Below are 23025 nucleotides of genomic sequence, written 5' to 3' on the forward strand. Positions count from 1 at the left end.
CCCACATCCCCGCTAACGAGTCGAGACACCCTGATCTAGGTCGACCTAGCTCACAGAGTATCTGGGTGACTGCTCGTAGCCAAGCTTCGACAGTGGATTAGTCTCAGGGCATGGAGTTGAGTCCCGACGATCCGCGCCCGGCTTATCTGCAGATCGCTGCCGCCCTCCGAGCGGACATCGTTGCTGAGAGGCTTGGCCCCGGGAGTCGACTCCCATCCGGCCGGACACTCGCAAAGGAGTTCGGTGCTGCACTGATGACTGTGCAGCACGCCCTGCGGGTTCTGAGCGATGAAGGGCTGGTGGTGTCTCAACAGGGCCGCGGCGTCTTCGTTGCGGTCTCCGGCGACTCGCAGTCAGGTGCGATGGACACGCCAAACTCGCCTGACTCCTTGAGGCGACAACTTGAGGCCATCCAAGTCGAACTGCGCAAGGTAAACGAGCGGTTGGCGACAATCGAGACGCGTCTCAACGACCATGCGTGAGGGTGATTGCGGGCCAGAGGTTGAACCGAGGAAGCCTGTGTGGCGCACTCGCGGCCATGCTCGCAGCTGCTGCCGAACTACTTGCGTGGGTTGGCCGGTACGGCGAGTGATACTCCTGTCCGGCCGCTGTTGCTATTGCAGAACTTGAGAGGACGCCTGCTGACGCGGGGTGTCGGAACTGACCCTCAGAACGTCGCCGGCATGGAGAAGACCTCCGGTACCTGCGCGCCGATTCAACGCCTTCGGCCACAGCCTGAACGAACCCTGCGGGTATCACCAGCGACCGTCTGGCCGAACTACTGCAACTCGAGTTGGCTGCGGAACTCGCCTCAGCCGACGCGTGCGACCGGATTCTCCCCACCGGAAAGCCTCTGCTGCTTGACCGCCCTTGCGAAAAGCTGACCTAAGGTCTGAGCCCGCTCCCACGATCGGCCGACCCCTGGCCCCGTACGACGTCGTTCCCTTGGCGACTGATGTACGGGGCCTTCCCAGCCGCCCCCTCTGCCTGTCTGGGACCGGATCGGCAGAGCCGACCGAATACTGACTTCGCGGGCTCTGATGCGAACGGTTCGAGCAGTTCATCGAACTGTGCGGCTGCTATTGCCGACCTAGCGCAATAGTCGAAGGGTCAGTTCATTGATCTGAATGCATCGTCGTAAAGGATGTCCGCACAATCGGATGGAATGGTAGATATTTTTCCGCCGAATTTGACAACTGGGCTGACCGTTAGGCCAACAATTCCCTCTGCGTCGCGCATGGAATCTCGCAGGATCAAGTCGACTGCTGTTGAGTCGTCCTGCAGCGAAGTGATTCTGGCGGCCCGAAGGCGCTGAGTTCCCCTTTCCAGGCCGAAAAGGACATCTCCGACTGATAGCTCTGCTGACTGCAGCTTCACCAAGTGGGCTTGCGGTTCATCAAAATAGTGCTGTACATACCCCACATCCACAGATCGAATGGAGTTGAAAGTTGACTTCCGTAGCTCATCGGTTAGGGACGTCACCAACCATTTGAGAACCTCGGCCATAGCTGTCAGAACCTCGGGGCCAGCCAGATCTGCATAGTCGCCGTGCGAGATTTCATTTCTGCGGTTTACAAGGTCCAGCAGAAGGCTGTCCATGTCGCCGTATATTCCCTTGAGGGCGCCGTTCTCGAATTCGTCGAGACGCAGTGAATTAACGATGCCGTCCAGGAGCACGTTCACGCGACCGAACATTTCAGAAAGGACATGCATCTTCAAGTTATTGTCATGATAGCTGAGTGCCGTTCCGCTGAGCTGGTAACCTTCGCCACCATCCAGGCAGGATGCGAGACACCTCACCATCTGATCGGTGTCTTCCCGGCTGAGTCGCCCACCACCATCTCGGTTGAGAAGTTTGCGCGCCTGTTCGTCATGAGATTTGCGGAGAGCCTCGGGAACCAAGTCGTAATTCTTAAAAAATGTTCCGCAAAGACTTGCGTACTTCTCGATGGTGTCGTCAACGAACTGCTCCAGCGCTCCGTACATGTTAATAATTGCCCCGGAGTAGAGCAGTCTCCGCCATTCTGCGCTGCGTGCAGATGACCTCGTCTCTGGATTGGACCGCAATTGATCGTCGAATCGAAGAACTGAAGTAACTTCGTCGAATCTGGCGACTGCAGACTTTAGGATCATGTGCACGACTGCACCTCAAGCCAGGTGAGAATCGAGGAAGTTAAGATATAGACTATTGCGTTCCTCTAGATCCCTCGAGTTAACCTTTCGGCCGTCGATTCTGTCGCCGTGTTGCTTGTAGAAGTCTGGCAAGTCGGCTTGGATATCTTCCTTCCTATCGATCAGGGCGTCGGCTGATTCGAGGCGCTGGCTGAAAGCCAGCATAAGAGGCTCGTAAGCAACCACCGCAGGCTCCTCAATCCATTGCCAATCTCCGCGACGCAGGCGGTAGAGCCAGAAGGCTTGCTCGCCGAGTACTTTCTCGATGAGGTCGGAGGTTCCCGTAAACAGAACTCGAAGACTCTCGATCAGATCGGCGTCGTACTTGTTTGCTCCCTTCAAGTAGGAGTCCAAGAATCCTTTCAAGTTGCGACGTGGGCCGATTCCGCCGGCGAGCCGCTGACGATAAGCAAAGAAACGCAGAACCAATTCTACGTCGTACATCGAGCGATAGAATGGATGCGCTGACAGAATTTCCTCGTCACTTCCGACCCCCTCTGGCCCGGGTTCGATGTTCCATAGGCGCTGGAAACTTGGCGTTTCGGCCAATTCCAAACACAGCGTATTCATTGACCCCGACAGTAGGGCATTGCGGGATTCCTGAGGAGTCAGGTCCACCCCTCCGCTATTAATCCTTTCGAATACCAATTGTTTAAGGAGGTCTGCTTCTTCTGGGGTTTTTCCCGTCTCGTGGAGCAGGACGACAGCGCTTAGATACCGTCGACCGACGATACGGCGAGTAAGTTCGTCGATCTCGGAGAACGACTTGCCATTCAAGTCTGGAAAATACTCGAGCCCCTCGAGTGCGTAAGAATCTTTGTAGAACTCAGCAATGGCCGTCAGTCTCTGCAGGCCATCCATTACTTCGAATCTGCTCAGCTCCGCCTCGTACAGAAAAATTGGCGGGATCGGTACATTGAGCATGATTGACTCGATGAGTCGAGACCTCTTAGCCACGTCCCATCGATGGCGGCGCTGAAAATCGGGATTCAGGTTCCACTCCTCGCTACCTACTAGGTCGGGGATCTGGGCAACCTGGTAACGCGCCTGTTCGGTGACGATTCGGAAGTCGGTTTGACCTCGCCGAACGACGTTCTCTTTCTCTGAGTCGAGCGATCCGGGAGATTTTGAGGTACTGGAGAAGCTGATCTTCTCGCCGGGCAGCAGGTGGATGCTGGACCCACCCTGCGCCGGCCCTACCTCCTCAGTCGACGCCCAGTCGTTCGATGCCTGGTCTGGCCGTTGGAATGACGACATTCCCCTACCCTTTCGCTGGTTCCATTCAGGTGAGTATGAGGGCCTCACGGCGTGTTGAACATGACGAGGAGTCCCCCGTTGTTGGTCAGTTCCTTCAGCAGTGCCTCGTCGGGGTCGAGCCTTGTTGCACGCCCGAGTGGCTGTCAGTTGTCATCGTCGGCCGCTGCCGATCACCCTCGGACGGCCCAGGGAAAGCCCGGGCCCAACAGTTTTCACAACAGCCGTGATCGGACAAGCCTCGGCTGCGACTGCGAGGCAGACGAGCCTGGGGTTGATCCACGGGGCGACGAGGTCGTATGAGGCGTTGCACTTGTTGTGCAGGGGGAACAGGCGGGAGGGTTCCCGCCCGTGCTCTTCTCTGTATGCCTCGTCGTATGCCTGACCTCTGAGAAGCTCACAAGTCTCTCGCTTATCCTGTGGCCCTCCCGCTCAATGAGACTGAGGAGAGGCTGCAGACTGCCCCAGCCCACCAGCGGCCTCGGGGTTGCATCCCGTCTGCGTTCGGCCCACACGGAGTGGAGCAGGCGCGGTGCCGGGCGTCCAGGTGGAGCGCGCTACTGTACGAACGACCTGGACGCCCGGTGCCGTGTCTGCTCGGCTTGCCCTGGGCCGAATGCAGGCGGGATGCAACCCCTCCCAGCTCAGCCTCATTCGGCTTGCACCCGCCCGACGAGCCCCGTCCATCCCGGATGCAGGAGGGCCCCGCCGGAGGCAAAGGGCTTGGGGCCGCTGATGTTCCCTCGCTTCAGTGCCCGCTTGTACGTGCGCGCCGCCTGGCGCGGCCAGCCGGGGCGGAGACAGGAGGCAGGCGGCGCGCGCCCGCGCCGTGCGCGGGCCTTGATGAAGTAGGGAAAGTTCTACCGCGCTGGGATCAGGTGCTTGCCGTCGTGGCTTCGCACGTGGGGGCCGGCTCCGTCGAGGGCGTCCAGCAGGCGGATCGCGTAGACCTCGGACATGCGCTCGGTGATCTGCTCCTGGGTGAGCCATTCGACTGCCATGGATTCCGCGGATGTGCGCTCGGTGCCCCCAGAAGGCTTGCACCGGAAGACCAAGGCGACGATGCCCCGGGTCGTGTTCTTGTAGACCCCGGTGAGTTCGTCCACCTCGACGTGGATACCCGTCTCCTCCAAGACCTCGCGCACGACGCCCGCCTCCGGGGTCTCGTCGAGTTCGAGCACGCCACCGGGTAGCTCCCAAGTGCCGTTGTCGGCACGCCGGATCGCCAGGAGGAGCCCGTCTTCGCGCACCACTACCCCGGCTACAGATACGGAGTGCAGCGGCGTCGAGGTTGCCCCCTGTGATTGACTCATATACAGGAGCATAGGAGGCAGAGAGGGACTATGGGAACCGCGGTAGGAGGAGAGCGGTCTGTGCCTCGGTACGTACAGATCGCCGACGAGATCGTGCAGCAGATCCGGGCAGGGATCCTCGGTCCTGGGGACATGGTGCCCAGCGAGTCAGAGCTCGTCGAGCGGTACGGCGTCGCGGGCGGCACGATCCGTAAGGCGATGGTCGAGGTACGAGCGAGCGGGCTGGTCGAGACTCGGCACGGCAAGGGTTCGATCGTCAAGGATCGTCCGCCCGTGCGGCACCGGTCGTCGGACCGCTTCCGGCGCTCGCTTCGGCAGGGCGGCAAGGCCGCTTATCTCGCCGAGTCCGCGCAGTCCGGCGCTGCGGCCAAGGTGAGCGTCCTCTACATCGGGCCGATGGAAGCCCCGGAGGATGCCGCTCAGCGATTGGGGATCCCCGCCGGCACTCAGGTACTCGCCAGGCGACGCCTGTACTTCCGCAACGGCACGCCCGTCGAGACGGCGACGTCGTATCTCCCGTGGGACGTCGTGAAGGACATCCCTGAGCTGTTCGCCGAGAACCCCGGCGGTGGCGGCATCTATGCCCGACTCGAAGACCACGGGCATGAGTTCGCCGAGTTCGTCGAGACGCTCCAAGGGCGTCCGGCCTCCAAGGCGGAGTCCTCGGAGCTGGCCCTCAGTCCCGGCGCTCCGGTCATACACCTGATCCGTGAGGCTCGTACGACGGAGGGCCGCGTGGTCGAGGTCTGCGACACCCTCATGGCCGCTGACCAGTTCGTATTCGAGTATCGGATCCCTGCCGCCGACTGACGCCCTCTCAACTTCACTCAGCCCGTCGCGAGTTCTTCTCCGCGGCGGGTTGACTCATGTACAGGAGTCGGGCACTCTTCTTCATGTCACTCATGTACATGAGTGACGGAGTCCAGCCCCTATAGAGGAGTGATCGTTGTGCGTCAGATTCCCGTCGACACCACCAACGCGACCGTGATGGTCGCCAAGGCTCCCCAGCCCAAGGTCAAGGACCGTCGCACCGGTGAGATCGCCCTCGACAAGGACGGCGTCACGCTGATGACGGTGGAGGTCATGTTCTCCACGCCGGACGAGGTGGAGATCCTCAAGCTCACCGTTCCGCAGCCGGGTGTCTCCGAGGACCTGGCCATGGGTGCCCCGGTCGCGCTGACGGGCCTGGTCGCCTCGGCGTGGGAGAACGAGTTCAACGGCCAGAAGCGGCACGGGATCGCGTTCCGCGCGGTAGCCGTCACCTCGCTCGCCGGCGCCTCGCCGAAGGCAGCCTGATCATGACCGCGTTAACGGTCGCCCTGGTGCTGGTCGTCGCTGCCGCAGTGTTCCTGCGGTGGCGGCGTCCCGCCTGGTACTGGATGGCCTTCGGCGCCGCCTTCGCCACCCTGCGAGTCCTGGTCCGCTACGCCTCCGTGATGGATGCGTGCGGGCTGACCGTCCCGCCCTCCCGCTGGCGCCTGGCCTTCGCTCGGGTCGCCAACCGGCCCGTCCCTGAGTCCCGCGCTCCACGCATCCTGCGCGTCCGCCCCACTCGCACTGGCCTGATGCTCCGCCTCAAACTCCGCCCCGGCCAAGACGCCTTCGACGTCTCCGCCGCCGCAGACCGGCTGCGCCACTCCTTCGCAATGTACGGCGTCACTTCGCGGGAGCTCCGCTCGGGCGTGGTCGAGGTGCGGATGACCGGCTACGACGTGCTCAAGCGGGTCCACATGCCCGTAAAGACCGACCAGGCTCCGATGCGGGTTCCGGTCGCCTTGCGTGAGGACGGGGCGGTTCACTACCGCGACTACCGAGCCGTGCCGCATGGCCTCACCCTCGGCGCCACGGAGTCCGGAAAGTCTGTCTACCAGCGCAACCTGGTCGCCGGTCTCGCGCCCATGGATGTTGCACTGGTCGGCATCGATTGCAAGCAAGGAGTTGAGCTCTTCCCGCTGGCCCGCCGGTTCTCCGCGCTCGCCGACAACCCGGACACCGCCCTCGACCTCCTCGAAGCCCTCGTCTCCCACATGGCGGATGTCTACCAACTGATCCGCGCTGAGCAACGGATGACGGTCAACGTGCCGGACGCGGAGATCGCTGCCGACATCTGGGACCTGCCTGAACACCTGCGACCGGTGCCGATCGTCGTCCTCGTGGACGAGGTCGCCGAACTCGCCCTGTTCGCGTCCAAGGACGAGGAGAAGCGGCGCGACAGGATCATCACCGCCCTTGTGCGGCTGGCCCAGCTCGGCCGCGCTGCTGGCATCTACCTGGAGATCTGCGGGCAGCGCTTCGGCTCCGAACTCGGCAAGGGCATCACCATGCTCCGCGCCCAGCTCACCGGCCGTACTGCCCACCGCGTCAACGACGAATCCTCGGCGAACATGGCCTTCGGGGACATCTCCCCGGACGCGGTCCTGGCCGCGATCCAGATTCCGACCGAGACCCCCGGCATCGCCGTCACCGGCGAATCGTCTGGCGGCTGGGCCCGCATCCGCGCACCGCACACCTCGCTGCGCCAGGCCGTGAACCTCTGCAACAAGCACGCCGACCGCACCCCGGAACTGCCGGCCCTCACGCCCTTCCGGCCTGCCACCGCCGCGCTGCCCTCGGAACGTGTGCCGCTGTCCAAGACGGCCCCCGCGACCGTCTGACCCTTTCGCTCCCCGGTTGGCGCGACCGTCTCGTGCCAGGTCCCTACCCCCTCCATGCCTGCTGAAGGGAGAACCCGTCATGTGCCCCGACTGCGAGGACGTCGCCCGCACCGTGCTCATGCTGGGCCACCTCGCCCTCTACGCCGACGGACTCGACGCTGACCAAAGCTTCGTCGAGGCTGTGGGCCCGTCCCTCGCCGCGTCCCTGCCGGAGCCGCCGCCCGGTACGTTCCCGCCAGGCCACGACCCCGCCGACGACCCCGACTACCCCGGCGGCTCGTGATGGCCCGCCCCGCGTTCCGCGTGGACGCCGTCCTCGTCCAGGCCGTCATCGCCGGGGCTCTGTCCTTCGCCCACCTGCACGACCTCGCCGATGCCGTCGGACAGGACGGCTGGAAAGCCTGGGCCTACCCGATCTCGGTGGACCTGCTTCTGGTCGCTGCCTGGCGACGGCTGCGCAGTGAGGGGCCGTCCCGGCTGGCGTGGTGCTGGTTCCTGATCGCCCTGTTCGCCTCGCTCGGCGCCAACGTGGCCACCGCGGGATTCCTCGACCTCGCCCATCCCCCGGCCTGGCTGCGCTTCGGTATCGCGGGATGGCCTGCCCTCGCCTTCCTCGGCGGCACGCTCCTCGCCCACTCCCACGTCTCCGAGAACCAGGAACCGGTCCTACCGACGCCAGAAGCCGTGCCGGACATCGCTCCCGATCCGCAGCCCGTACCGGCTCCGCTGCCCGTGGCCGAGGAGACCCCGGCTGTCGCCTCCGCTGCCTCGGCGCCGACCGGTCCGTCGGTTCCGGCCGCGCTGGTCGACCATGCGCGAAAGCTCGCCGCCGACCACCAGGCCCGCACCGGAGCCCGGATCGACACCGACACCCTGCGTGCCCGCCTCGGCGTCCCGCCCCACCTGGCCGACGCCATCGCCGCCCAACTCGCCTGACCTGAAGGGAGAACCACCCTCATGCCTGCCCGCGACCACTTCCACTCCTTGATGCGGATCGGACCCGTGCAGATCGGCACCCACCGCGACCGCCACGGCCGCACCGAACACGCAGCCGTGTGCACCAAGGACGGCTGCGGCTGGTCCGCCGGCTACTCCAGCCAGACCGCCGCGCAGCTCGCCGCCCGCACCCACCGCTGCACCGCCCGATAGGAGAACCGTCCGTGGACGTCCCGCTCTGGCTCGCCCTGATCATCGTCGGCTGGCTCGGCGTCAAGCTCATCCGCCCGCCTTGGTGGCTCGTCGCCGTCCTCCTCCTCGGCGGCTACCTCCTCGCCGACAGCCTGCTCTCCCCCGCCATCGACACCGCCGTCAAGTAGCCACTGCCGAAGGGAGATCCACCATGCTCCGCCCCAAGGTCCCGACCATGCCCCAGCCCACCGGCCGCCTCGCCCCGCCCGCCGTGGTGGTCGAGCCGACCGCCGTCATCCACCACACCCCGGAAAACCTCGCCCCCACGACGGCTCCGGCCCGGCCGACCGTGCAGCTCACCCCAGGCGGCGTCATCGCGCTCGTCGGCGGTGGGACGGCCGTGGTCCTGGTCGTCGGTGCCGTCCTGGTCTCGATGCTTCTCGCGGTCGCCATCACCGGCGCATCCGTTGCCATCTGCGCCCTGGTCATCCGCTCGCTCATCAACACCGAGCACAAGCGCCGCTGACCGGCCCCGGGCGGCCTCAACCGCCAAGTCTCCGCCGCCCGGGAGCCGTCCCCTGCCCGATCTCGCAACCGGAAGGAATCCCCAGCATGACCCACCGCACCCGCCCGCCGTCCCGGAGCTGCCCGAACTGCGACGGCTTCGCCTCCGCCGCAGTCACTCTCGGCGGTCGCGACCGGCACGGCCACCTCCGCACCATCAGCGCGCACTGCCCGGCCTGCCACGGCACAGGCACCGCCCACCGCCTCGCTCGTCTGCAGGAGGACGCCCGTGCCTGACACGCTCCTCGACCCGACCACCCTCGGAGACCTGCTGAGGGTGGCTTCGGCCGACGACTTCGACCGCTGGCACGACCAAATCCGCCGCACCGGCGGCTGCGCCGATCCGATTCACCTGACCGGCTGGACCCTCGCCAAGGACAAGACAACCGGCGAGACCCTCCACCACTACTCGACCGAGAACGAGCCGGGCGGACGGCTCCGGGTCGCATGCGGCAACCGGCGGGCCTCCCGCTGCCCTTCCTGCGCCTGGACCTACGCCGGCGACACCTACCACCTCATCCGCGCGGGCCTGGCCGGAGACGACCGCCGCGACATCCCATCCACGGTCCGCGACCACCCCCGCGTCTTCGCCACCCTCACCGCCCCGTCCTTCGGCCCCGTCCACAACCGGCCCGAGCGCGGCATCTGCCGCTGCGGCGTTCGCCATGCCTCCGATGATCGAGCGCTTGGCACGGCGCTCGACCCGGCCACCTACGACTACACGGGCGCTGTCCTCTTCAACAACCACGCAAGCGACCTCTGGCAGCGCTTCAGCAACCGACTCCGCCGCGAGATCGCCGCCCGCGCCGGGCTCAGTCAGCGGGAACTGAAGGAGTCGGCCCGGCTTTCCTACGGCAAGGTCGCTGAGTTCCAGAAGCGCGGCGCCCTGCACTTCCATGCTGTGATCCGCCTCGACGGACCGGACGGGCCCGACACCCCGCCCCCGTCCTGGGCGAGTGTCGGCCTACTCGCGGACGCGATCCGCGCCGCAGCCTCGCACTCGTACACCTCGGTCTCCGTCCCGGCCGCCGCAGAGCAGCCCGCCCGCACCTTCCGCTGGGGCACACAGCTTGATGTCCGACCCGTGAAGGCGTTCGGCGACGGCTCCGACATCACAGAACAGGCAGTCGCCTCCTACGTCGCCAAGTACGCCACCAAGGCCGCCGAGAGCACCGGCACCATCGACCGACGGATCGGTGAACTCTCCGAACTCGACCGCCATCAGGTCCCCGACCACACCCGCCGCCTGATCGCGGCCTGCAAGCAGCTCGATCCGCTCTACCCCGAACGTCGTCTCTGGGCCTGGGCGCACATGCTCGGCTTCCGCGGCCACTTCTCCTCCAAGTCGCGTCGGTACTCGACCACCCTCGGCGTACTCCGCCAGGCCCGCGCCGATTTCCGCGCGGCACAGGAACGTGACGCCCTTGGCCTGGAGGAGCACGAACCGGACACCGTCCTCGTCCTCGCCGACTGGCAGTACGCCGGGCACGGCCACACGCCGGGTGAGTCCGCCCTCGCCGCCACCATCGCCCGCGACCTCCGGCTCAACCGAGAAACCGCACGCGAGGAACTTCGGTCAGCCTCTGACGAGAGGGAGTGGTGACCATGGCAACGCGGCTCCCGGCCCGCTACCTGACGCCTGAAGACCTGGTGGAGATGTTCGACCTCCCCAGCGTCGAAACGGTCTACCAATGGCGTCGCAAGCGGGTTGGTCCTCGCGGATTCCGTGTTGGCCGGCACCTGCGGTACGACCCGGATGACGTCCGCGCCTGGGTCGAGTGCCTCCAGGAAGGGGCTGCCGCCTGATGGCCGGACATATCCAAGACCGCTGGTACAAGGTCGAGATCGGCGCGGATGGCAAGACCCGCAAGGTGAAGAACGACCGATACGGCATGGGTCTCCGCTACCGCGCCCGCTACATCGGCCCGGACGGCACCGAGAAGTCCAAGAGCTTCCCGGACAAGCAGAAGCGCCTGGCCGACGTGTGGCTGACCAACATCGAAGCCGACATGGCGCGCGGCCAGTACATCGACCCGCGGGCGGCACGGACCACCTTCCGTGAGTACACCGAGCGCTGGATCGCGGCACTGACCACCGACCTCGCGAGCCGGGCCGCGGTGGAGGGGCGGCTACGCCTTCATGCCCTGCCTTATCTCGGAACGCGTCCGATCGGCTCATTCCAGCCGGAGCACATCCGCGACTGGAACCGTCAGCTCGAAGGTGCCGTGGCGTCAGCCTCCTACCGTCGTCTGATCTTCGATGCGGTCTCCTCCGTGCTCACCGCAGCCGTGGATGACCGTCTGCTGGCTTCAAATCCCTGCCGAGCCCGTTCGGTCAAGGCGCCTCGTCCCGCGCCCTCTCGCGTCCATCCGTGGTCGGCCTCGCAAGTCTTCGCCGTGCGGGCTGGACTCCCCGACCGCTACCAGGCCATGACGGACGTCGGTGGCGGCTGTGGTCTCCGCCAGGGCGAGATCTTCGGGCTCGCGGTCGACAACGTCGGAGACCTCGGCTGGCTCTACGTCCGGCAGCAAGTGAAGAAGGTCCGCGGCTCTCTCGTCTTCGCGCCGCCGAAGCGAGGCAAGCTCCGGGACGTTCCGCTGGACCCCGAAGTGTCAGTGGCCCTGACCGAGCATCTGAAGCGCTTCCCGCCGGTCGACGTGACCTTGCCCTGGGTGACGCCCACCGGGCCCAAGGTCACCCATCGGCTTGCCTTTACAAGCAGCGTCGGCACGGCCCTGTGGAGCAACGGCTTCAACGACGAGCGGTGGAAGCCCGCGCTCGCCGCCGCTGGCATCATCCCGGTGCCGGACAAGGGCCAGCGCTACGCGGCGGCCCGTGAGCACGGCATGCACGCCTTGCGGCACTTCTACGCCTCGGTCCTTCTGGACGCCGGCGAGAACATCAAGGCGCTGAGTCTCTACCTCGGGCACAGCGATCCGGGCTTCACGCTCCGGGTGTACACGCACCTGATGCCGAGCAGCGAGACGCGGACCCGGAAGGCCATCAGTGCGATGTACCGGGCCGCCGGTCGCGCCCATGACGGCCCAGAGACGGCCCAAGCCGCCTGACACGGCCCCTCATCGGCGGGAAAACTGCTGGTGAGGGGCTGTTTTGTGCCCTCGCTCGGTGAGAAACACCCCATCTTGCCTGACGTCCATCCCAGGACGGAAACCAGTCCGGTCCACGGTACGCCCCGTCCCGCCTCCCGGCCGCCGCGGCCCGCGTCCCCCTGCCGCCGCGGCCCGCGTCTTGCGGCACGCGACGGCCCCGGTACGCGGCATGCGACGGCCCCGGTACGCGGACGCGTACCGGGGCCGTCATCAGGCAGCCGTGACCGTCTGCCTGTCGTTCGTCACTCCACGATCACCGGCGTGATCCTGCCGCTCTCGCGACTACTGGGCGGAGGTCTGCGTCTGGCGCTTACGGAGGAGGAAGACCGCGCCGCCGCCGACGACGACGAGAGCGATCGCGACGCCCGCGATGACCGGGGTGGCGCTGGAGCCACCGGTCTCGGCGAGGTCACCCGAGCCACCGGTCGAGCTGCCGCCGGCGGTGGCCGGGGCGGGCTGGTCCTTGGTCTGGGTGTCGAGACCGCCGGTGGCGCTGCTGCTGGTCTTGCAGTCCAGGACGCCCTTGAACGTCTTCGTGAAACCGTTGGGGCCGGTGATGGTGAAGTCGTACGCCTGGTCCTCGGCGACCGGGACGGTCACCGTCTCGGACTTGCCCGCCTCGATGGTGTGCTTCACACCGGCCAGCTCGAAGGTGAACGCCTCGTCGCCCTTGTTGCTCGCGGTGACGTCGACACCGCCCTTGGCGCAGTTCTTCTTCGCCGAGACCGCCGGGATCGCGCCCTGCTTGGCCCAGGTGCCGGTGGCGGTCGCGGAGACCGTGGACTCGCTGGAGCCGGCCAGGATCATGGTCTGGCTCTTGGTCACCCCGGCGAAGGCCCGGCCGACCGGCACCGATGTGGTGGCCTGGACGGTCAGCGAGGCGGAGCCGTCGGCGGCGCCCTCCGGGACGTCGAAGTAGAGCTCGGCACCGTTGGCCGCGACCGTCACGGGCTTGCCGCTCTTGTCGGTGACCTTGACGCCGCTGGCGGCGTCGGCGGGCGGGGTCACGGAGACCTGGCCCGCGTTGGTGCGGACGTTGACCGGGCCGAGCCGCTCACCGGACTTGCCGGAGACCGCGGCCGGGTCCAGGGCGAGGGACGCCTTGGGCTCGGCCTGGTCGACGGCGTTGTGCTCCAGCCAGTCGGCGAGCTTCTCCGCCTGGCCGTCGGTCGCGTCGACATCGGCGTTGTCCGAGTAGCGCCAGATGGCGACCTGGGTGCCGGCCGCCGCGGTCTTCTCGGTGAGCGGCCCGGTGCCGGCCTGCTTGGCGAGCGCCGCAAGGTCGTCGATCTGCGGGTAGGAGTGCTCCAGGATCCAGCGGATCTTGCCCGCGTTCTTGTTGCTGCCGAGCGAGGTCTGGTTCCAGGGGGTCTCCAGGTACTTCGCCTGGTTCTGGGTGGGGTTGTGAATGTCTATGCAGTACGTCTTGAGCTTGCCGCCGCCGTCAACGGTCATCTCGAAGAGCCCGGCGGGCAGCGACTGATTCTTGCCGTCCGCGTGGAGTACGGCGCGGTCGTAGGTCTTCAGCCCGTCCAGGACCGCGGCCGCGCCACCTTGATGCTGCGGCGCCTCGTCGGCGACCGCACTGCCCGCGCCGACAAGGGCGCCTGCCATGACAAGACCGGATGCCACCACCGAAGCGGCCAGCCGGGCCGCGCCCCGCCGCCGTGGAGAATCGGTCGCCCTCGTGGACGACGAAACGGTCGCTGAAGAAGCAGAAAACACAGAATTCCCCTCCGGGCGGGACCCTCCGCGCCTGATGCGCGTGTGGGGATTGTCCCGCCAGTCGACTCAAGTGCCCCGTGAATACCGGGGAATCCTAAGGATGAAGCGATGAAGAGTCCCCCCTCATACCGTCGTACAAACCATTCCGACTCGGAATCGTTATCGCCGATACCGCATGCACATGCTTCAGCCGCCTCAGGACGCCTCCGGGCACCTTCCCGCCCCTTGTTCCGCTCCGGTCCGCCCGGTCCGCCCTGGCCCCACCCCGGCCTCGTCACGGCGCCGACACAAGCTCCTGGCCGCCCTTCTGACGACCCGTCGGCCGTTTACTCCGCTGCCGCCCGACCCGCTCCTGCTCTTCCCCCTGTTCACCCCGCCCGGCCGGTTCAGCCCGGTCAGTGCGCCCGTCTCGCCCGCCCGACCAGTCCGGCTCGCCCGAGCCCGGTGATGTGCCGCCCGCGTCAACACCCCGGTCCACGCTCCCCGCACGCGCCACCGACCTCGGATCGCCCTTCGTCACGCGCCGGAACGCGGCCGTCCCCCGGGCCAGATCGTGTCCCACCGCGACGGCCTCGATGTCCACGAACGTCCGGCGCAGGCCTTCCCGTTCCTCCTCGCGCACCTTCAACCTGCCGTGCACGACCAGCGGTTCTCCGATGGAGACGGAACCGGACAGATTCGACGCCAGGGCCCGCCAGGCCCACACGGTGTAGAAACTGGTGTTTCCGTCCGTCCAGAACTGTTTCTCGCGGTCCCATCGGCGCGGCGTCACCGCGAACCGGAATCGCGCCATTCCGCCGGTCGCGGTCTCCCTGAATTCCACGCCCGTCGCCGCGTTGCCCACCAGTGTCACCAAGGTGTCGTTCATGACTCCGCCTCCCCTTCGGCCTTCGGCTCCGGCGACCGCACCCACGCGGTCACTGATCCCAGGTTGAAGGAGAGGCGGAAATCCCGCTGACGCCTGTGGACTACCGAACAGTTGTGGAAAACTCCGTCACCGCCACGTACCGCTCCCGGACTTCGCGGTATCGCACGAGCTCCGCCGCCACCGGATCGAGCACCCGCGCCCGGCCGCAGGCCGCCGCCGCCTCGCGCAACTGCCGCTCGGCCTCGTGCCCGTACCGTCGCGCCGGTCCCCGCGCCGCGGCCGCACACGACCACTCCACGAGCGGCCCGCCGACGACCCCGGCCAGCATCACCAGGGTGGGCGTGAGGAATCCCGGTTCGAGTACGCCGACGATCTGGCCGACCAGCCAGAGTCCGCCGAAGATCTGCAGCAGCGTCATCGACGCCTGTGCCAGCACGGCGGCGGGCCACCACCTGGGCCGCGGTGGCTTCCCGCCGACGCGACCGCTGTGCGCCATGCCGCAGGCCCCGGCCACCCCCGTCGCCATGACCGTCGAACCCCCCGGACCGGCCCCGCCCTGCGCCGCGCCGCCGCCGGTACCGCCACCTGCAAAGGAGCTCGCCGGCCGCCCCCGTCCGTCGTCCCTGCCGGCCTTCTCCACCAGCTCGTCGAGCGCCTCCGGCAACCCGTCCGCACCGTTCACCGCGGCCTCCCGGACGGCCTGCGCCCAGGGACCGGGCAGCCCGTCGGCTGCCTCGTCCGCCACGGTCCGTACCGCCTGTTCGACGCGTTGCCGGGCGGTGATCTCCTCCTCGACGGGCACGGGCAACGCGGGGCACTCCAGGCTTCCCGGCCGCCGGGTGGACTCGTACCAGCGCCACAGCCGCAGCCATGGCGTGCCGCACGCCCGTCCGGCGTTCCTGCGCCACTCGCGCTCGGCGGCCTGGCCCGCCGCGGCCGCTCCGACCGCTTCCGCGAGCCGGTCGGCGAACTCCTCGCGGGCCCGCTCGCCGAGCCCGGGCCGCCCCTCGGCGACGTACACCGGACGGAGCCTGGCGGCGGCGGCGTCCACATCTGCGGAGAGCCGGCGCGCGGCCGCCGTGCGCTCCTGGACGAAGCGGCCGAGCACCTCGCGCAGTTCGCCCACGCCGTCGCCGGTGAGCGCGGACAGGGACATGACGGTGGCGCCCGGTTCGCCGTGCTCGCCGAGCGCCATGCCGTCCTCGTCGAGCAGCCGTCGCAGATCGTCGAGGACCTGGTCGGCGGCGTCGCCGGGCAGCCGGTCGACCTGGTTGAGGACGACGAAGGTGATCTCGGCATGCCCGGCGAGCGGCCGCAGGTAGCGCTCGTGCAGGGCCGCGTCCGCGTACTTCTCCGGGTCGACGACCCAGATCACCGCATCGACCAGCGCGAGCACCCGGTCGACCTGCTCGCGGTGTCCGGGCGCCGCCGAGTCGTGGTCGGGCAGGTCGACGAGGACGAGCCCCTGGAGCGCCTCGTCGGCGTCCGTGCCGCCCTGCTGCGGCCTGCGCCTGAGCCGTCCGGGAATGGCGAGCCGGTCCAGGAGCCCGGCGGCCCCGTCGGTCCAGGAGCAGGCGATGGGGGCGGCGGTCGTCGGCCTGCGCAGCCCGGTCTCGGAGATCTGGACGCCCGCGAGGGAGTTGAAGAGGGTCGACTTGCCGCTGCCGGTCGCTCCGGCGATGGCGACGACGGTGTGCCGGGAGGAGAGCCGCCGACGGGCCGCAGCTTCGTCGAGTACGCGCCCCGCTTCGGCGAGGGTGGCCCCATCGAGCCTGGCCCTGGACAGCCCGACGAGTTCACGCAGTGCGTCGAGCCGCGGCCGGAGCGGTCCGCCGGACGGTACGTACGCCTCGACCTGGGGCGTACGTACGTCGTCGTCCCCGGTACCCGGCCCGGGGCCCGCCTCCTTGGCGGCGGCGCGCCGGGCGATGAGCCCGTCGTTCCAGCCCCCGCCCGCCTCCGGCACGCGCGCCGGCCCGTCGGGCGTCCGGCCCGGGTGGTCGCTGTCCTCGTGAGGTGCGGGACTCTCGCCCCGGCCGGTCCCTTCGTCAATGACGGCAGTCATCGCTGCCACCTCTCCTTCTGCAGTACGGACAGAGCGGCGATGAGATCGGCCTGCGGCTCCGGGGCGACATCGAGTGCGTCGAGCGGTGCGAGCCGCCGGTCCCGCTCGCCGTCCAGCACCCGGTCGAGGCAGTCGGTGAGCAGTTCGCCGCCCTTGTCGCGCAGCCGCAGCGCGCCCTGGGCGCCGATCCGTTCGGCGAGCTGTTCACCGGCGCCGCGGGTACGGCGGCCGCCGAGCAGTGCGGCGGCCAGCAGCGCCGCCACCGTCTCGGTGTCGGGCGCCGCGTTGCGTTCGAGCCGGCGCACCTCTTCCTCGGCCAGTTCCTCCAGCACCCGCCACCACCGCCGTACGGCCATGGTGATCCGGCCCCGGATGTCCTCGGCGGGTCCCCATCCGCCGGCCTCCCGGCCGACGTCCTCGAAGCCGAACACCCCGGCCGCGGGTTCTCGCTGCCAGGTCGTGCGGATCTGTTCGTCGGCGGCGGCCACGGCGCACCGCAGGAGTGCGGCGAGACTCTCCACCAGCGCTTCGAGGAGTTCCTCGGAGGTGCTGTACAGCGGGTATCCGCGCCACCGGGTCCGGGCGTCCCCGGCGAGCACGCCGCCGTTCCGCAGCCGCCGCCGGACCCGGGCACCCTCCGCGCGGTACGCGTCCTCGACGACACCGGTCAGCCGCACGGCCGCCGCGTACTGCGCGGCCACGGCCCCGGCCAGCGCGGGCATCCGGACGTTCAGCGAGTCGATGACCCCGGCCGCCGTACGCCCGACCGCCTGCTGGCGGGCCGCCGGGTCCTGGGCGCGGTGGCTGAGCCAGGCCCGCAACGGGGCGACCGCGGTGGTGGGCAGCAGCCCGCTGCCGCCGCCGGCCGATTCGGGCAGCTCGGGAATGGTGAAGCGCGGCACCTCGCCGAGGCCGGCCTTGGTGAGCAGCGCTCCGTACTGCCGCGACACCTCGGCGATCACCTGGTGCGGCACCCGGTCGAGGACGGTGACGAGCGAGGCGTCGTACTCCTTCGCGGTACGCAGCAGATGCCACGGCACCGCGTCGGCGTACCGGGACGCCGTGGTCACCATCACCCACACGTCCGCGGCGCAGATCAGCTCGGCGGCCAGTACCCGGTTCCGTACCACGAGCGAGTCGATGTCGGGCGCGTCGAGCAGCGCGAGCCCGCGCGGCAGACCGGTCGCGGTCTCGACGCGCAACGCGGTCCCGTCCTCCTCCTCGCTCCCGTCCAGCCCATCGAGCCCGTCGAGGTCGTCCAGGTCGTCGCACCGGCCGGGTTCCCCGGAGTCCTGGGGCGGCAGCCAGACCCTGGTGAGCTGCGGCAGTACGCGACCCCCCGCGAACCAGTGGTGATCATCGGGGTGGCAGACGAGTACGGGCGTCCGCGTGGTCGGCCGCAGCACTCCGGCCTCGCTGACCAGCCGCCCCACCAGCGAATTGACCAGCGTCGACTTCCCGGCCCCGGTGGACCCGCCGATCACCACGAGCAGCGGCGCTTCAGGATCCCTGAGCCGGGGAAGCAGATAGTCGTCGAGCTGGGCGAGCAGCTCGCTCCGGGTCTGCCGGGCCCGCGCGGCCCCCGGCAACGGAAGTGGAAGACGCACGGCAGCGACACGGTCGCGCAGGGCGGAAAGTGCGTCGATGAGCTGAGGCCGTACGTCCAAGGTCACCACATGCGAAGAATGCCCAATTTTGGCGCCTTTTTGAAGCGTATAGCCACCTCTGCGCGCCGGTTCTCCCCCCGGAAGGGAGTCGGGACAGAGGGGACGAGTGGGGCGCAGGCATAACGAGTGCACAACACCCGGGGCGCGAGGCGTCAAAAACGGTGCATGATCCCTACCCACCTGCGATTATCGGTTCGCTTCACCGAACCTCCACATCGTGCCACGCGGGTGAAGCAACCAGGACGAGGCGTTCGGAGCCCTATCCTTGTCCCGGCAGGTCGCCGACCGGCCAGGCCCCAGGGCTCCAGGCCGCCGAGGCCACCACCCGGCCCCCGTAGCTCAGTGGATAGAGCAGGCGCCTTCTAAGCGCTTGGCCGCAGGTTCGAGTCCTGCCGGGGGCGCACAGTCCGCACCACCATGAGGCCCTCCGACCAGGAGGGCCTTTTCGCTGGTCGGAGGCACGTCAGCGAGCGCGGCGTAGTGGCGGCACAGGCCCGAGGTGGCTGCGCTCATCCCGCGTACCGCCTGGAAGAACTGCGGCAGGAAGACGACCGCGCCCAGCAGCAGCACGCCCAGGACCAGGGAGGCGGGCACCGCGAAGCGGAAGGCGGGCGCACGGAAGAGGTGCGGCGGCAGCACCGGATTGGCGGCCCGGCGCTCCCACCAGATGAAGACGGCGGCCAGGACGATCGCCAGGACGAGGAGACCGCCGATCTCCGGTGAACTCCAGGCGTACTCGCGTCCGCCCCACACCGTGACAAGCATGACGCAGGTGACGGCGGCCACCGGCAGGGCCGCGCCCGGCAGGTCGATCACGCTGCGACGGGGGTGTGTTCAGCGCTGAAGTACCGCACGATCAGCAGCAGGCCGGTCAGACCGGTGGTGTTGATGTAGAAGACCCAGCGCCATGTCAGGTAGTCGGTGAAGGTCAGCGGTTGAACGACGAACCCAGTTGTGCGTCCGTTCCCACCGTCCCCAGCGTTCCGTGGCCGAAGGTGAACGAGCCCTTGGCCGTCACGCCGGAGGCCGTGCTCGGGAAGACCCACAGGGAGCCCGCGCCGGTGTTCTCGCCGGGTGCGCCGACGGCCAGTTCGGTGCGGCCGTCACGGTTGGCGTCGACCAGCCTGACGGCGGCGCCGAACCTGTCGTCCGCCTCGGCCACCCCGGGGACGTTCGCCGTGTCCTGGTTGAAGCCCACCGTGCCCGTCCCGGTCGGGCCGGAAGTGGTGCCGGGGAGGACCAGGACCGAGCCCGCGTTCTTCGTCGTGCCGATGTCCTCGTAGGGGACGCCGACGGCGATGTCGCCGTAGCCGTCACCGTTCATGTCACCGATCGACAGCGACGCGCCGAATCCGTCGTGCACTTCGGCGACACCGGGGACACCGGCGGTGTCCTGGTTGAAGACCTTGGCCCGGTCGCCCCGCGGGCCGGTGGCGCTGCCCGGTACGTAGGTGATCATGCCGCCCAGGGCGAGCGGGTAGTCCAGATCGCTGTCGTAGCCCTCGATCGTGCGGCCCACGACCAGGTCGGCGTACTTGTCACCGTTGATGTGGCCGGCCGCGACGCTCTCGCCGCCCTGGAGGCGGTAGCCGTCCGCCCGTTTGACGACGGTGTACTGCTCGCTGAGGCCGGTGGCACCGCCGTTACGGACGAGGATGCGCCGGGCGTCGAGCTCGTAGTCGTCGTGGACGACAGCGGCCAGGTCGTCGCGGCCGTCGCCGTTGAAGTCGCCTGCGGCGAGGTCCAGGTAGCGCAGATCGTCCATGTCGCGAATCACCCTGATCGCCGCCGCGCTGCCGTCGCGCTCGAACGGGCCGGACAGGATGTGCAGGCCGTTCATTCCGAGGGTGACGACGTCCATGGTTCCGTCGCCGTCGAAGTCGCCGACAGCGGTCTTGCGGCCGATCCCGTCGTACAGTTCGTCGCCCGTCAGGAGGGTCGCGCCATCCGACAGTCCGTGCGCGCCACCCCAGATGACGGTGAGCGAACCGGCCGACTTGAACGAGCCGATCGCCTCCTTCTCCGCGCCGACCACGAGGTCGCCGTACCCGTCCCGGTCCAGGTCGGCGGAGACCATCGAGCTGCCGAACGCGTCGCCCGCCTCGGCGGTGTCCGGAATTCCGGGCGAGTCCTGGGTGAAGACCTGCTTGGTGGGGGTCTGCAGACCGCTCTTGGAGCCGTGCACCACACCCACGTACCCGGCCTTGGCCTTGCCCCCGACGGTGGCACCGGGCGCGGTGAACGCCACGTCCGGGTAGCCGTCTCCGTTGAAGTCGTCGCGTCGCGGGGTCGGGGCGGGCACGGCCGCCGCAGGGGTCGCGGAGGCTGTCACGGGGGCGGGCGTCGAAGCCTGGGCCACGGCGGGGAAGGTGGTCACGGCGGCCGCCACGGCGATGGCGAGGGCCACGAATATTCCTGGAGCGCGGGTTGCCACGTGGGCTCCTTCGTTCGATGAACGATCAGGGGGTGGGTGCGGGGCTCGGTGAGTTTCCGGGATGTTCGGTCGGTTTCCGGGGTGTTCGGTCGGTCTCCGGGGTGTTCGGTCGGTTTCCGGGACGTACGGGAGTGCGGGGGCAAGTCACGTGCCGCACCGGCACTTTGCAGAATCAGACCAGTGGTCCCGCCCAAGGGTTGCGTTCCGCCGTGGACCGTCACTGCGGCTCATCGCCAAGAGGCAGGCCCTGGACGTGCCGGCCGAGCTGGATGCGCCCGCCGCGTGTCGCCGACATACGCTGCCGCGTCGGCGGGCGGGCCGCACAGCCGACTTTCGTAGGGTCGATCGGCCGGTGACGGAGGGTGGGCCGCGGGGCGGTGCGCCCCGCTGCCCGTCCCCCCTCAGCCCCGGTCAGTCGATCTCGCCCTCCGGCGCTCCCCCGGTCCCGTTGTCGTCCGCGCCGCCCTTGAGCCGGTCCGCCTGTCCGATCGCGGTCGCCAGCTTCCGTACCGAATCGTCCTCGGTCTGCGACGCCAACTTCTCTGCCCGCTTCTCGAGTTCGGCGAGTCCGGGCGCGCCCGGCAGGCTTCCGCCGCGCAGCGCTTCGGCGAAGTAGGCGGCGACCGCGGTCACTTGGAGGCGCTTGCTGTCGCCGCCCCACAATGGACCCTCGATCGCGTTCGTCGCGACCGACCCCGTCTGCTCGTGCGGCGCCCGGGTCTTCGGGTCCAGCCAGCGTACGGTCGCGGTCGCCACATGCCCGGCGGCGCCGCCCTTGAGGTGGACGGCGTAGAGCGCCGTCACCGTGTGGCCGGGGCCGACCTCGCCGCCGTCGACGCGGTCGTTGCGGAAGTCCTCGTCGGCGACCTTGCGGTCCTCGTATCCGATCAGCTTGAACTGCTTGACGGTCTCGGGGTCGAAGGCGACCTGGGCCTTGGCGTCGCGCGCGGTGAGTTCGAGGTGTGCGGGCAACTGGTCGACGAAGACCTTTCGGGCCTGGGTCTCGTCGGCGATGTACGTGGTGTGGCCGTCGCCCTTGTTGGTGAGCTGTTCCATCAGCGCGTCGCCGTAGTCGCTGCCGACGCCTACGCCGAAGAGGGTGATGCCGTACTCGCGGCGGGCGGAACCGATGCGTTCGAGGATGGTTTCGGCGTCGGTCGCGCCGGTGTTGGCGAGGGCGTCGGAGAGCAGCACGACCCGGTTGTTGGCGCCCTTGACGCGGCCGTCGACCGCCTCGTCGTAGCCGCGGCGGATGCCCGCTTCCAGGTTGGTGGAGTCGGTGGGCTCCATGGAGTCGACCCGGTCGCGGATCGTGCCGCGGTGGTCTTGCAGCCGGGTCATCGGCAGCAGCGTATTCGCCTTGTCGCTGAAGGTGACCAGGGAGACCGAGTCGTCGTCGCGGAGTTCGTCGGTGAGGATGCCCAGGGACTTCTTCACCAGGTCGAGGCGGCCCGTTTCGGCCATCGAGCCGGAGATGTCGACGACGAACGTGAGCGCGGCGGGCGGGCGTTCGTCACCGGCGGGGGCGGCCCGGGTGGCCAGACCGACCCGCACCAGCGACCAGCCGTCCGCCCCGGCGCGGGCCCCGTCGACGTTCACGGTGAAGCCGTTGCCGGCCGGGCGCCGGTAGCCCTGGCGGAAGCTGTTGACGAACTCCTCGGGCCGCACGGTGGACGGTTCCGGCAGGGTGCCGTAGTCGAGGGTGCGGCGCGCGTACCCGTACGAGGCGGTGTCGACGTCCAGCGCGAAGGTGGACAGATAGTCGGGCGGCGCGGTCTCCCGGAGCCCGTCCTGCTTCTTCGCGCCCTTCGCGCCGTCGCGGTCGCCGTCGACGACACCGCCCGCCGCGGGGGCCGGGCCGGGTGCACCCCCGCGGTCCATGGCGGATTTCTCGGTGGTCGTCGTGGCGGAGCAGCCGGTGAGCAGCACCCCGCCCGCCAGCAGCACCCCGAGCGCCGCGCGCCATGTCCGTGCGTACGTCGCTCCGTACTTTCGTGCGTACGTCGCTCCGTGCTTTCCTGTCCTGCGATCCATCCCCGGTCCCCAACGTCGTCGTGTCGGCACTTGTGAA

Annotated in this window: 23 protein-coding genes and 1 tRNA gene; 15 read left to right on the top strand and 9 right to left on the bottom strand. The window is 68.4% G+C overall.

Annotated elements, in window-relative coordinates; genetic code table 11:
- The first annotated feature begins 110 nt into the window (after positions 1-110).
- Positions 111-482 carry a GntR family transcriptional regulator gene (locus OH735_RS12390; protein WP_406381484.1) on the top strand — a complete coding sequence of 124 codons (372 nt, stop codon included), beginning with the start codon at positions 111-113 and terminating at the stop codon, positions 480-482.
- 628 nt (positions 483-1110) lie between these two features.
- On the opposite strand, the gene OH735_RS12395 is transcribed toward OH735_RS12390, so the two are convergent.
- The 3 genes from OH735_RS12395 to OH735_RS12405 form a co-directional block, all read right to left on the bottom strand.
- A complete protein-coding gene (locus OH735_RS12395) occupies positions 1111-2133 on the bottom strand; it encodes a HEPN domain-containing protein (protein ID WP_406386535.1) in 1023 nt (340 codons plus the stop codon).
- A 15-nt stretch (positions 2134-2148) separates the two neighbouring features.
- A complete protein-coding gene (locus tag OH735_RS12400) occupies positions 2149-3429 on the bottom strand; it encodes a DUF262 domain-containing protein (protein ID WP_406381485.1) in 1281 nt (426 codons plus the stop codon).
- Positions 3430-4286: 857 nt separating this feature from the next.
- Complete coding sequence (locus OH735_RS12405; protein WP_406381486.1) at positions 4287-4751, bottom strand: NUDIX hydrolase; 465 nt, start codon at positions 4749-4751, stop codon at positions 4287-4289.
- A gap of 18 nt (positions 4752-4769) precedes the next feature.
- Here OH735_RS12405 and OH735_RS12410 point away from each other — a divergent pair, with 18 nt between their 5' ends.
- The 12 genes from OH735_RS12410 (at position 4770) to OH735_RS12465 (ending at position 12153) form a co-directional block, all read left to right on the top strand.
- Positions 4770-5549 carry a GntR family transcriptional regulator gene (locus OH735_RS12410; RefSeq protein WP_327349843.1) on the top strand — a complete coding sequence of 260 codons (780 nt, stop codon included), beginning with the start codon at positions 4770-4772 and terminating at the stop codon, positions 5547-5549.
- Positions 5550-5687: 138 nt separating this feature from the next.
- The gene (locus OH735_RS12415; RefSeq protein ID WP_406381487.1) at positions 5688-6035 is read left to right on the top strand and encodes a hypothetical protein; all 348 of its coding nucleotides are present in this window, start codon (positions 5688-5690) and stop codon (positions 6033-6035) included.
- Between the two features lie 2 nt (positions 6036-6037).
- Positions 6038-7393, top strand: a complete 1356-nt coding sequence (locus OH735_RS12420) for an FtsK/SpoIIIE domain-containing protein (RefSeq protein WP_406381489.1) — start codon at positions 6038-6040, stop codon at positions 7391-7393.
- A gap of 79 nt (positions 7394-7472) precedes the next feature.
- Positions 7473-7676, top strand: a complete 204-nt coding sequence (locus OH735_RS12425; RefSeq protein ID WP_406381490.1) for a hypothetical protein — start codon at positions 7473-7475, stop codon at positions 7674-7676.
- The gene (locus OH735_RS12430; protein ID WP_406386536.1) at positions 7676-8329 is read left to right on the top strand and encodes a DUF2637 domain-containing protein; all 654 of its coding nucleotides are present in this window, start codon (positions 7676-7678) and stop codon (positions 8327-8329) included. The genes OH735_RS12425 and OH735_RS12430 overlap by 1 nt, the downstream gene beginning before the upstream one ends.
- 21 nt (positions 8330-8350) lie before the next feature.
- A complete protein-coding gene (locus OH735_RS12435; protein WP_327259279.1) occupies positions 8351-8542 on the top strand; it encodes a mobile element transfer protein in 192 nt (63 codons plus the stop codon).
- 11 nt (positions 8543-8553) lie between these two features.
- Positions 8554-8709, top strand: a complete 156-nt coding sequence (locus tag OH735_RS12440) for a hypothetical protein (RefSeq protein WP_376466634.1) — start codon at positions 8554-8556, stop codon at positions 8707-8709.
- A 23-nt stretch (positions 8710-8732) separates the two neighbouring features.
- Entirely contained in the window at positions 8733-9047 is a 315-nt protein-coding gene (locus OH735_RS12445; protein ID WP_406381491.1) for a SpdD-like protein, read from the top strand.
- An 86-nt stretch (positions 9048-9133) separates the two neighbouring features.
- The gene (locus OH735_RS12450; protein ID WP_406381492.1) at positions 9134-9322 is read left to right on the top strand and encodes a hypothetical protein; all 189 of its coding nucleotides are present in this window, start codon (positions 9134-9136) and stop codon (positions 9320-9322) included.
- Entirely contained in the window at positions 9315-10688 is a 1374-nt protein-coding gene (gene repSA / locus OH735_RS12455; RefSeq protein ID WP_406381493.1) for a replication initiator protein RepSA, read from the top strand. The genes OH735_RS12450 and repSA overlap by 8 nt, the downstream gene beginning before the upstream one ends.
- Positions 10689-10690: 2 nt before the next feature.
- Positions 10691-10891: a helix-turn-helix domain-containing protein gene (locus OH735_RS12460; protein ID WP_406381494.1), complete on the top strand. Its 201-nt coding sequence runs from the start codon at positions 10691-10693 to the stop codon at positions 10889-10891.
- On the top strand, positions 10891-12153 hold the full coding sequence (locus OH735_RS12465; RefSeq protein ID WP_406381496.1) for a tyrosine-type recombinase/integrase: 1263 nt from the start codon (positions 10891-10893) through the stop codon (positions 12151-12153). Before OH735_RS12460 ends, OH735_RS12465 begins: the two co-directional genes overlap by 1 nt.
- Positions 12154-12477: 324 nt before the next feature.
- On the opposite strand, the gene OH735_RS12470 is transcribed toward OH735_RS12465, so the two are convergent.
- The 4 genes from OH735_RS12470 to OH735_RS12485 all read right to left on the bottom strand — a co-directional run bounded on the left by OH735_RS12470 (position 12478) and on the right by OH735_RS12485 (position 18520).
- Positions 12478-13920: an LAETG motif-containing sortase-dependent surface protein gene (locus OH735_RS12470; protein ID WP_406381497.1), complete on the bottom strand. Its 1443-nt coding sequence runs from the start codon at positions 13918-13920 to the stop codon at positions 12478-12480.
- Between the two features lie 274 nt (positions 13921-14194).
- Positions 14195-14788: a single-stranded DNA-binding protein gene (locus tag OH735_RS12475; RefSeq protein WP_406381498.1), complete on the bottom strand. Its 594-nt coding sequence runs from the start codon at positions 14786-14788 to the stop codon at positions 14195-14197.
- A 100-nt stretch (positions 14789-14888) separates the two neighbouring features.
- Positions 14889-16853, bottom strand: coding sequence for a GTPase (locus tag OH735_RS12480; protein WP_406381499.1), 1965 nt, complete (start codon positions 16851-16853; stop codon positions 14889-14891).
- Entirely contained in the window at positions 16850-18520 is a 1671-nt protein-coding gene (locus OH735_RS12485; RefSeq protein ID WP_406386537.1) for an ATP-binding protein, read from the bottom strand. The genes OH735_RS12480 and OH735_RS12485 overlap by 4 nt, the downstream gene beginning before the upstream one ends.
- Before the next feature lie 328 nt (positions 18521-18848).
- On the opposite strand from OH735_RS12485, the gene OH735_RS12490 reads away from it, so the two are divergent.
- Positions 18849-18921: transfer RNA gene (locus OH735_RS12490), tRNA-Arg, on the top strand.
- 16 nt (positions 18922-18937) lie between these two features.
- A complete protein-coding gene (locus OH735_RS12495) occupies positions 18938-19243 on the top strand; it encodes a hypothetical protein (protein WP_406381500.1) in 306 nt (101 codons plus the stop codon).
- Between the two features lie 205 nt (positions 19244-19448).
- Here the strand turns inward: OH735_RS12495 and OH735_RS12500 are convergent, their stop codons facing one another.
- On the bottom strand, positions 19449-20954 hold the full coding sequence (locus OH735_RS12500) for an FG-GAP and VCBS repeat-containing protein (RefSeq protein ID WP_406381501.1): 1506 nt from the start codon (positions 20952-20954) through the stop codon (positions 19449-19451).
- A 411-nt stretch (positions 20955-21365) separates the two neighbouring features.
- On the bottom strand, positions 21366-22988 hold the full coding sequence (locus OH735_RS12505) for a von Willebrand factor type A domain-containing protein (protein WP_406381502.1): 1623 nt from the start codon (positions 22986-22988) through the stop codon (positions 21366-21368).
- Positions 22989-23025 lie beyond the last annotated feature (37 nt).

This window comes from Streptomyces sp. NBC_01618 (assembly GCF_045209435.1).
Classification (GTDB): Bacteria; Actinomycetota; Actinomycetes; order Streptomycetales; family Streptomycetaceae; genus Streptomyces.

What these genes read in the sequence shown, in the direction of transcription:
- OH735_RS12505 (WP_406381502.1), bottom strand. Translation starts at nt 22,988, where the DNA reads ATGGATCGCAGGACAGGAAAGCACGGAGCGACGTACGCACGAAAGTAC.
- OH735_RS12405 (WP_406381486.1), bottom strand. Translation starts at nt 4,751, where the DNA reads ATGCTCCTGTATATGAGTCAATCACAGGGGGCAACCTCGACGCCGCTG.
- OH735_RS12430 (WP_406386536.1), top strand. Translation starts at nt 7,676, where the DNA reads ATGGCCCGCCCCGCGTTCCGCGTGGACGCCGTCCTCGTCCAGGCCGTC.
- OH735_RS12395 (WP_406386535.1), bottom strand. Translation starts at nt 2,133, where the DNA reads ATGATCCTAAAGTCTGCAGTCGCCAGATTCGACGAAGTTACTTCAGTT.
- OH735_RS12480 (WP_406381499.1), bottom strand. Translation starts at nt 16,853, where the DNA reads ATGACTGCCGTCATTGACGAAGGGACCGGCCGGGGCGAGAGTCCCGCA.
- OH735_RS12460 (WP_406381494.1), top strand. Translation starts at nt 10,691, where the DNA reads ATGGCAACGCGGCTCCCGGCCCGCTACCTGACGCCTGAAGACCTGGTG.
- OH735_RS12410 (WP_327349843.1), top strand. Translation starts at nt 4,770, where the DNA reads ATGGGAACCGCGGTAGGAGGAGAGCGGTCTGTGCCTCGGTACGTACAG.
- OH735_RS12425 (WP_406381490.1), top strand. Translation starts at nt 7,473, where the DNA reads ATGTGCCCCGACTGCGAGGACGTCGCCCGCACCGTGCTCATGCTGGGC.
- OH735_RS12400 (WP_406381485.1), bottom strand. Translation starts at nt 3,429, where the DNA reads ATGTCGTCATTCCAACGGCCAGACCAGGCATCGAACGACTGGGCGTCG.
- OH735_RS12445 (WP_406381491.1), top strand. Translation starts at nt 8,733, where the DNA reads ATGCTCCGCCCCAAGGTCCCGACCATGCCCCAGCCCACCGGCCGCCTC.
- OH735_RS12465 (WP_406381496.1), top strand. Translation starts at nt 10,891, where the DNA reads ATGGCCGGACATATCCAAGACCGCTGGTACAAGGTCGAGATCGGCGCG.
- OH735_RS12450 (WP_406381492.1), top strand. Translation starts at nt 9,134, where the DNA reads ATGACCCACCGCACCCGCCCGCCGTCCCGGAGCTGCCCGAACTGCGAC.
- OH735_RS12475 (WP_406381498.1), bottom strand. Translation starts at nt 14,788, where the DNA reads ATGAACGACACCTTGGTGACACTGGTGGGCAACGCGGCGACGGGCGTG.
- OH735_RS12495 (WP_406381500.1), top strand. Translation starts at nt 18,938, where the DNA reads ATGAGGCCCTCCGACCAGGAGGGCCTTTTCGCTGGTCGGAGGCACGTC.
- OH735_RS12420 (WP_406381489.1), top strand. Translation starts at nt 6,038, where the DNA reads ATGACCGCGTTAACGGTCGCCCTGGTGCTGGTCGTCGCTGCCGCAGTG.
- OH735_RS12390 (WP_406381484.1), top strand. Translation starts at nt 111, where the DNA reads ATGGAGTTGAGTCCCGACGATCCGCGCCCGGCTTATCTGCAGATCGCT.
- OH735_RS12435 (WP_327259279.1), top strand. Translation starts at nt 8,351, where the DNA reads ATGCCTGCCCGCGACCACTTCCACTCCTTGATGCGGATCGGACCCGTG.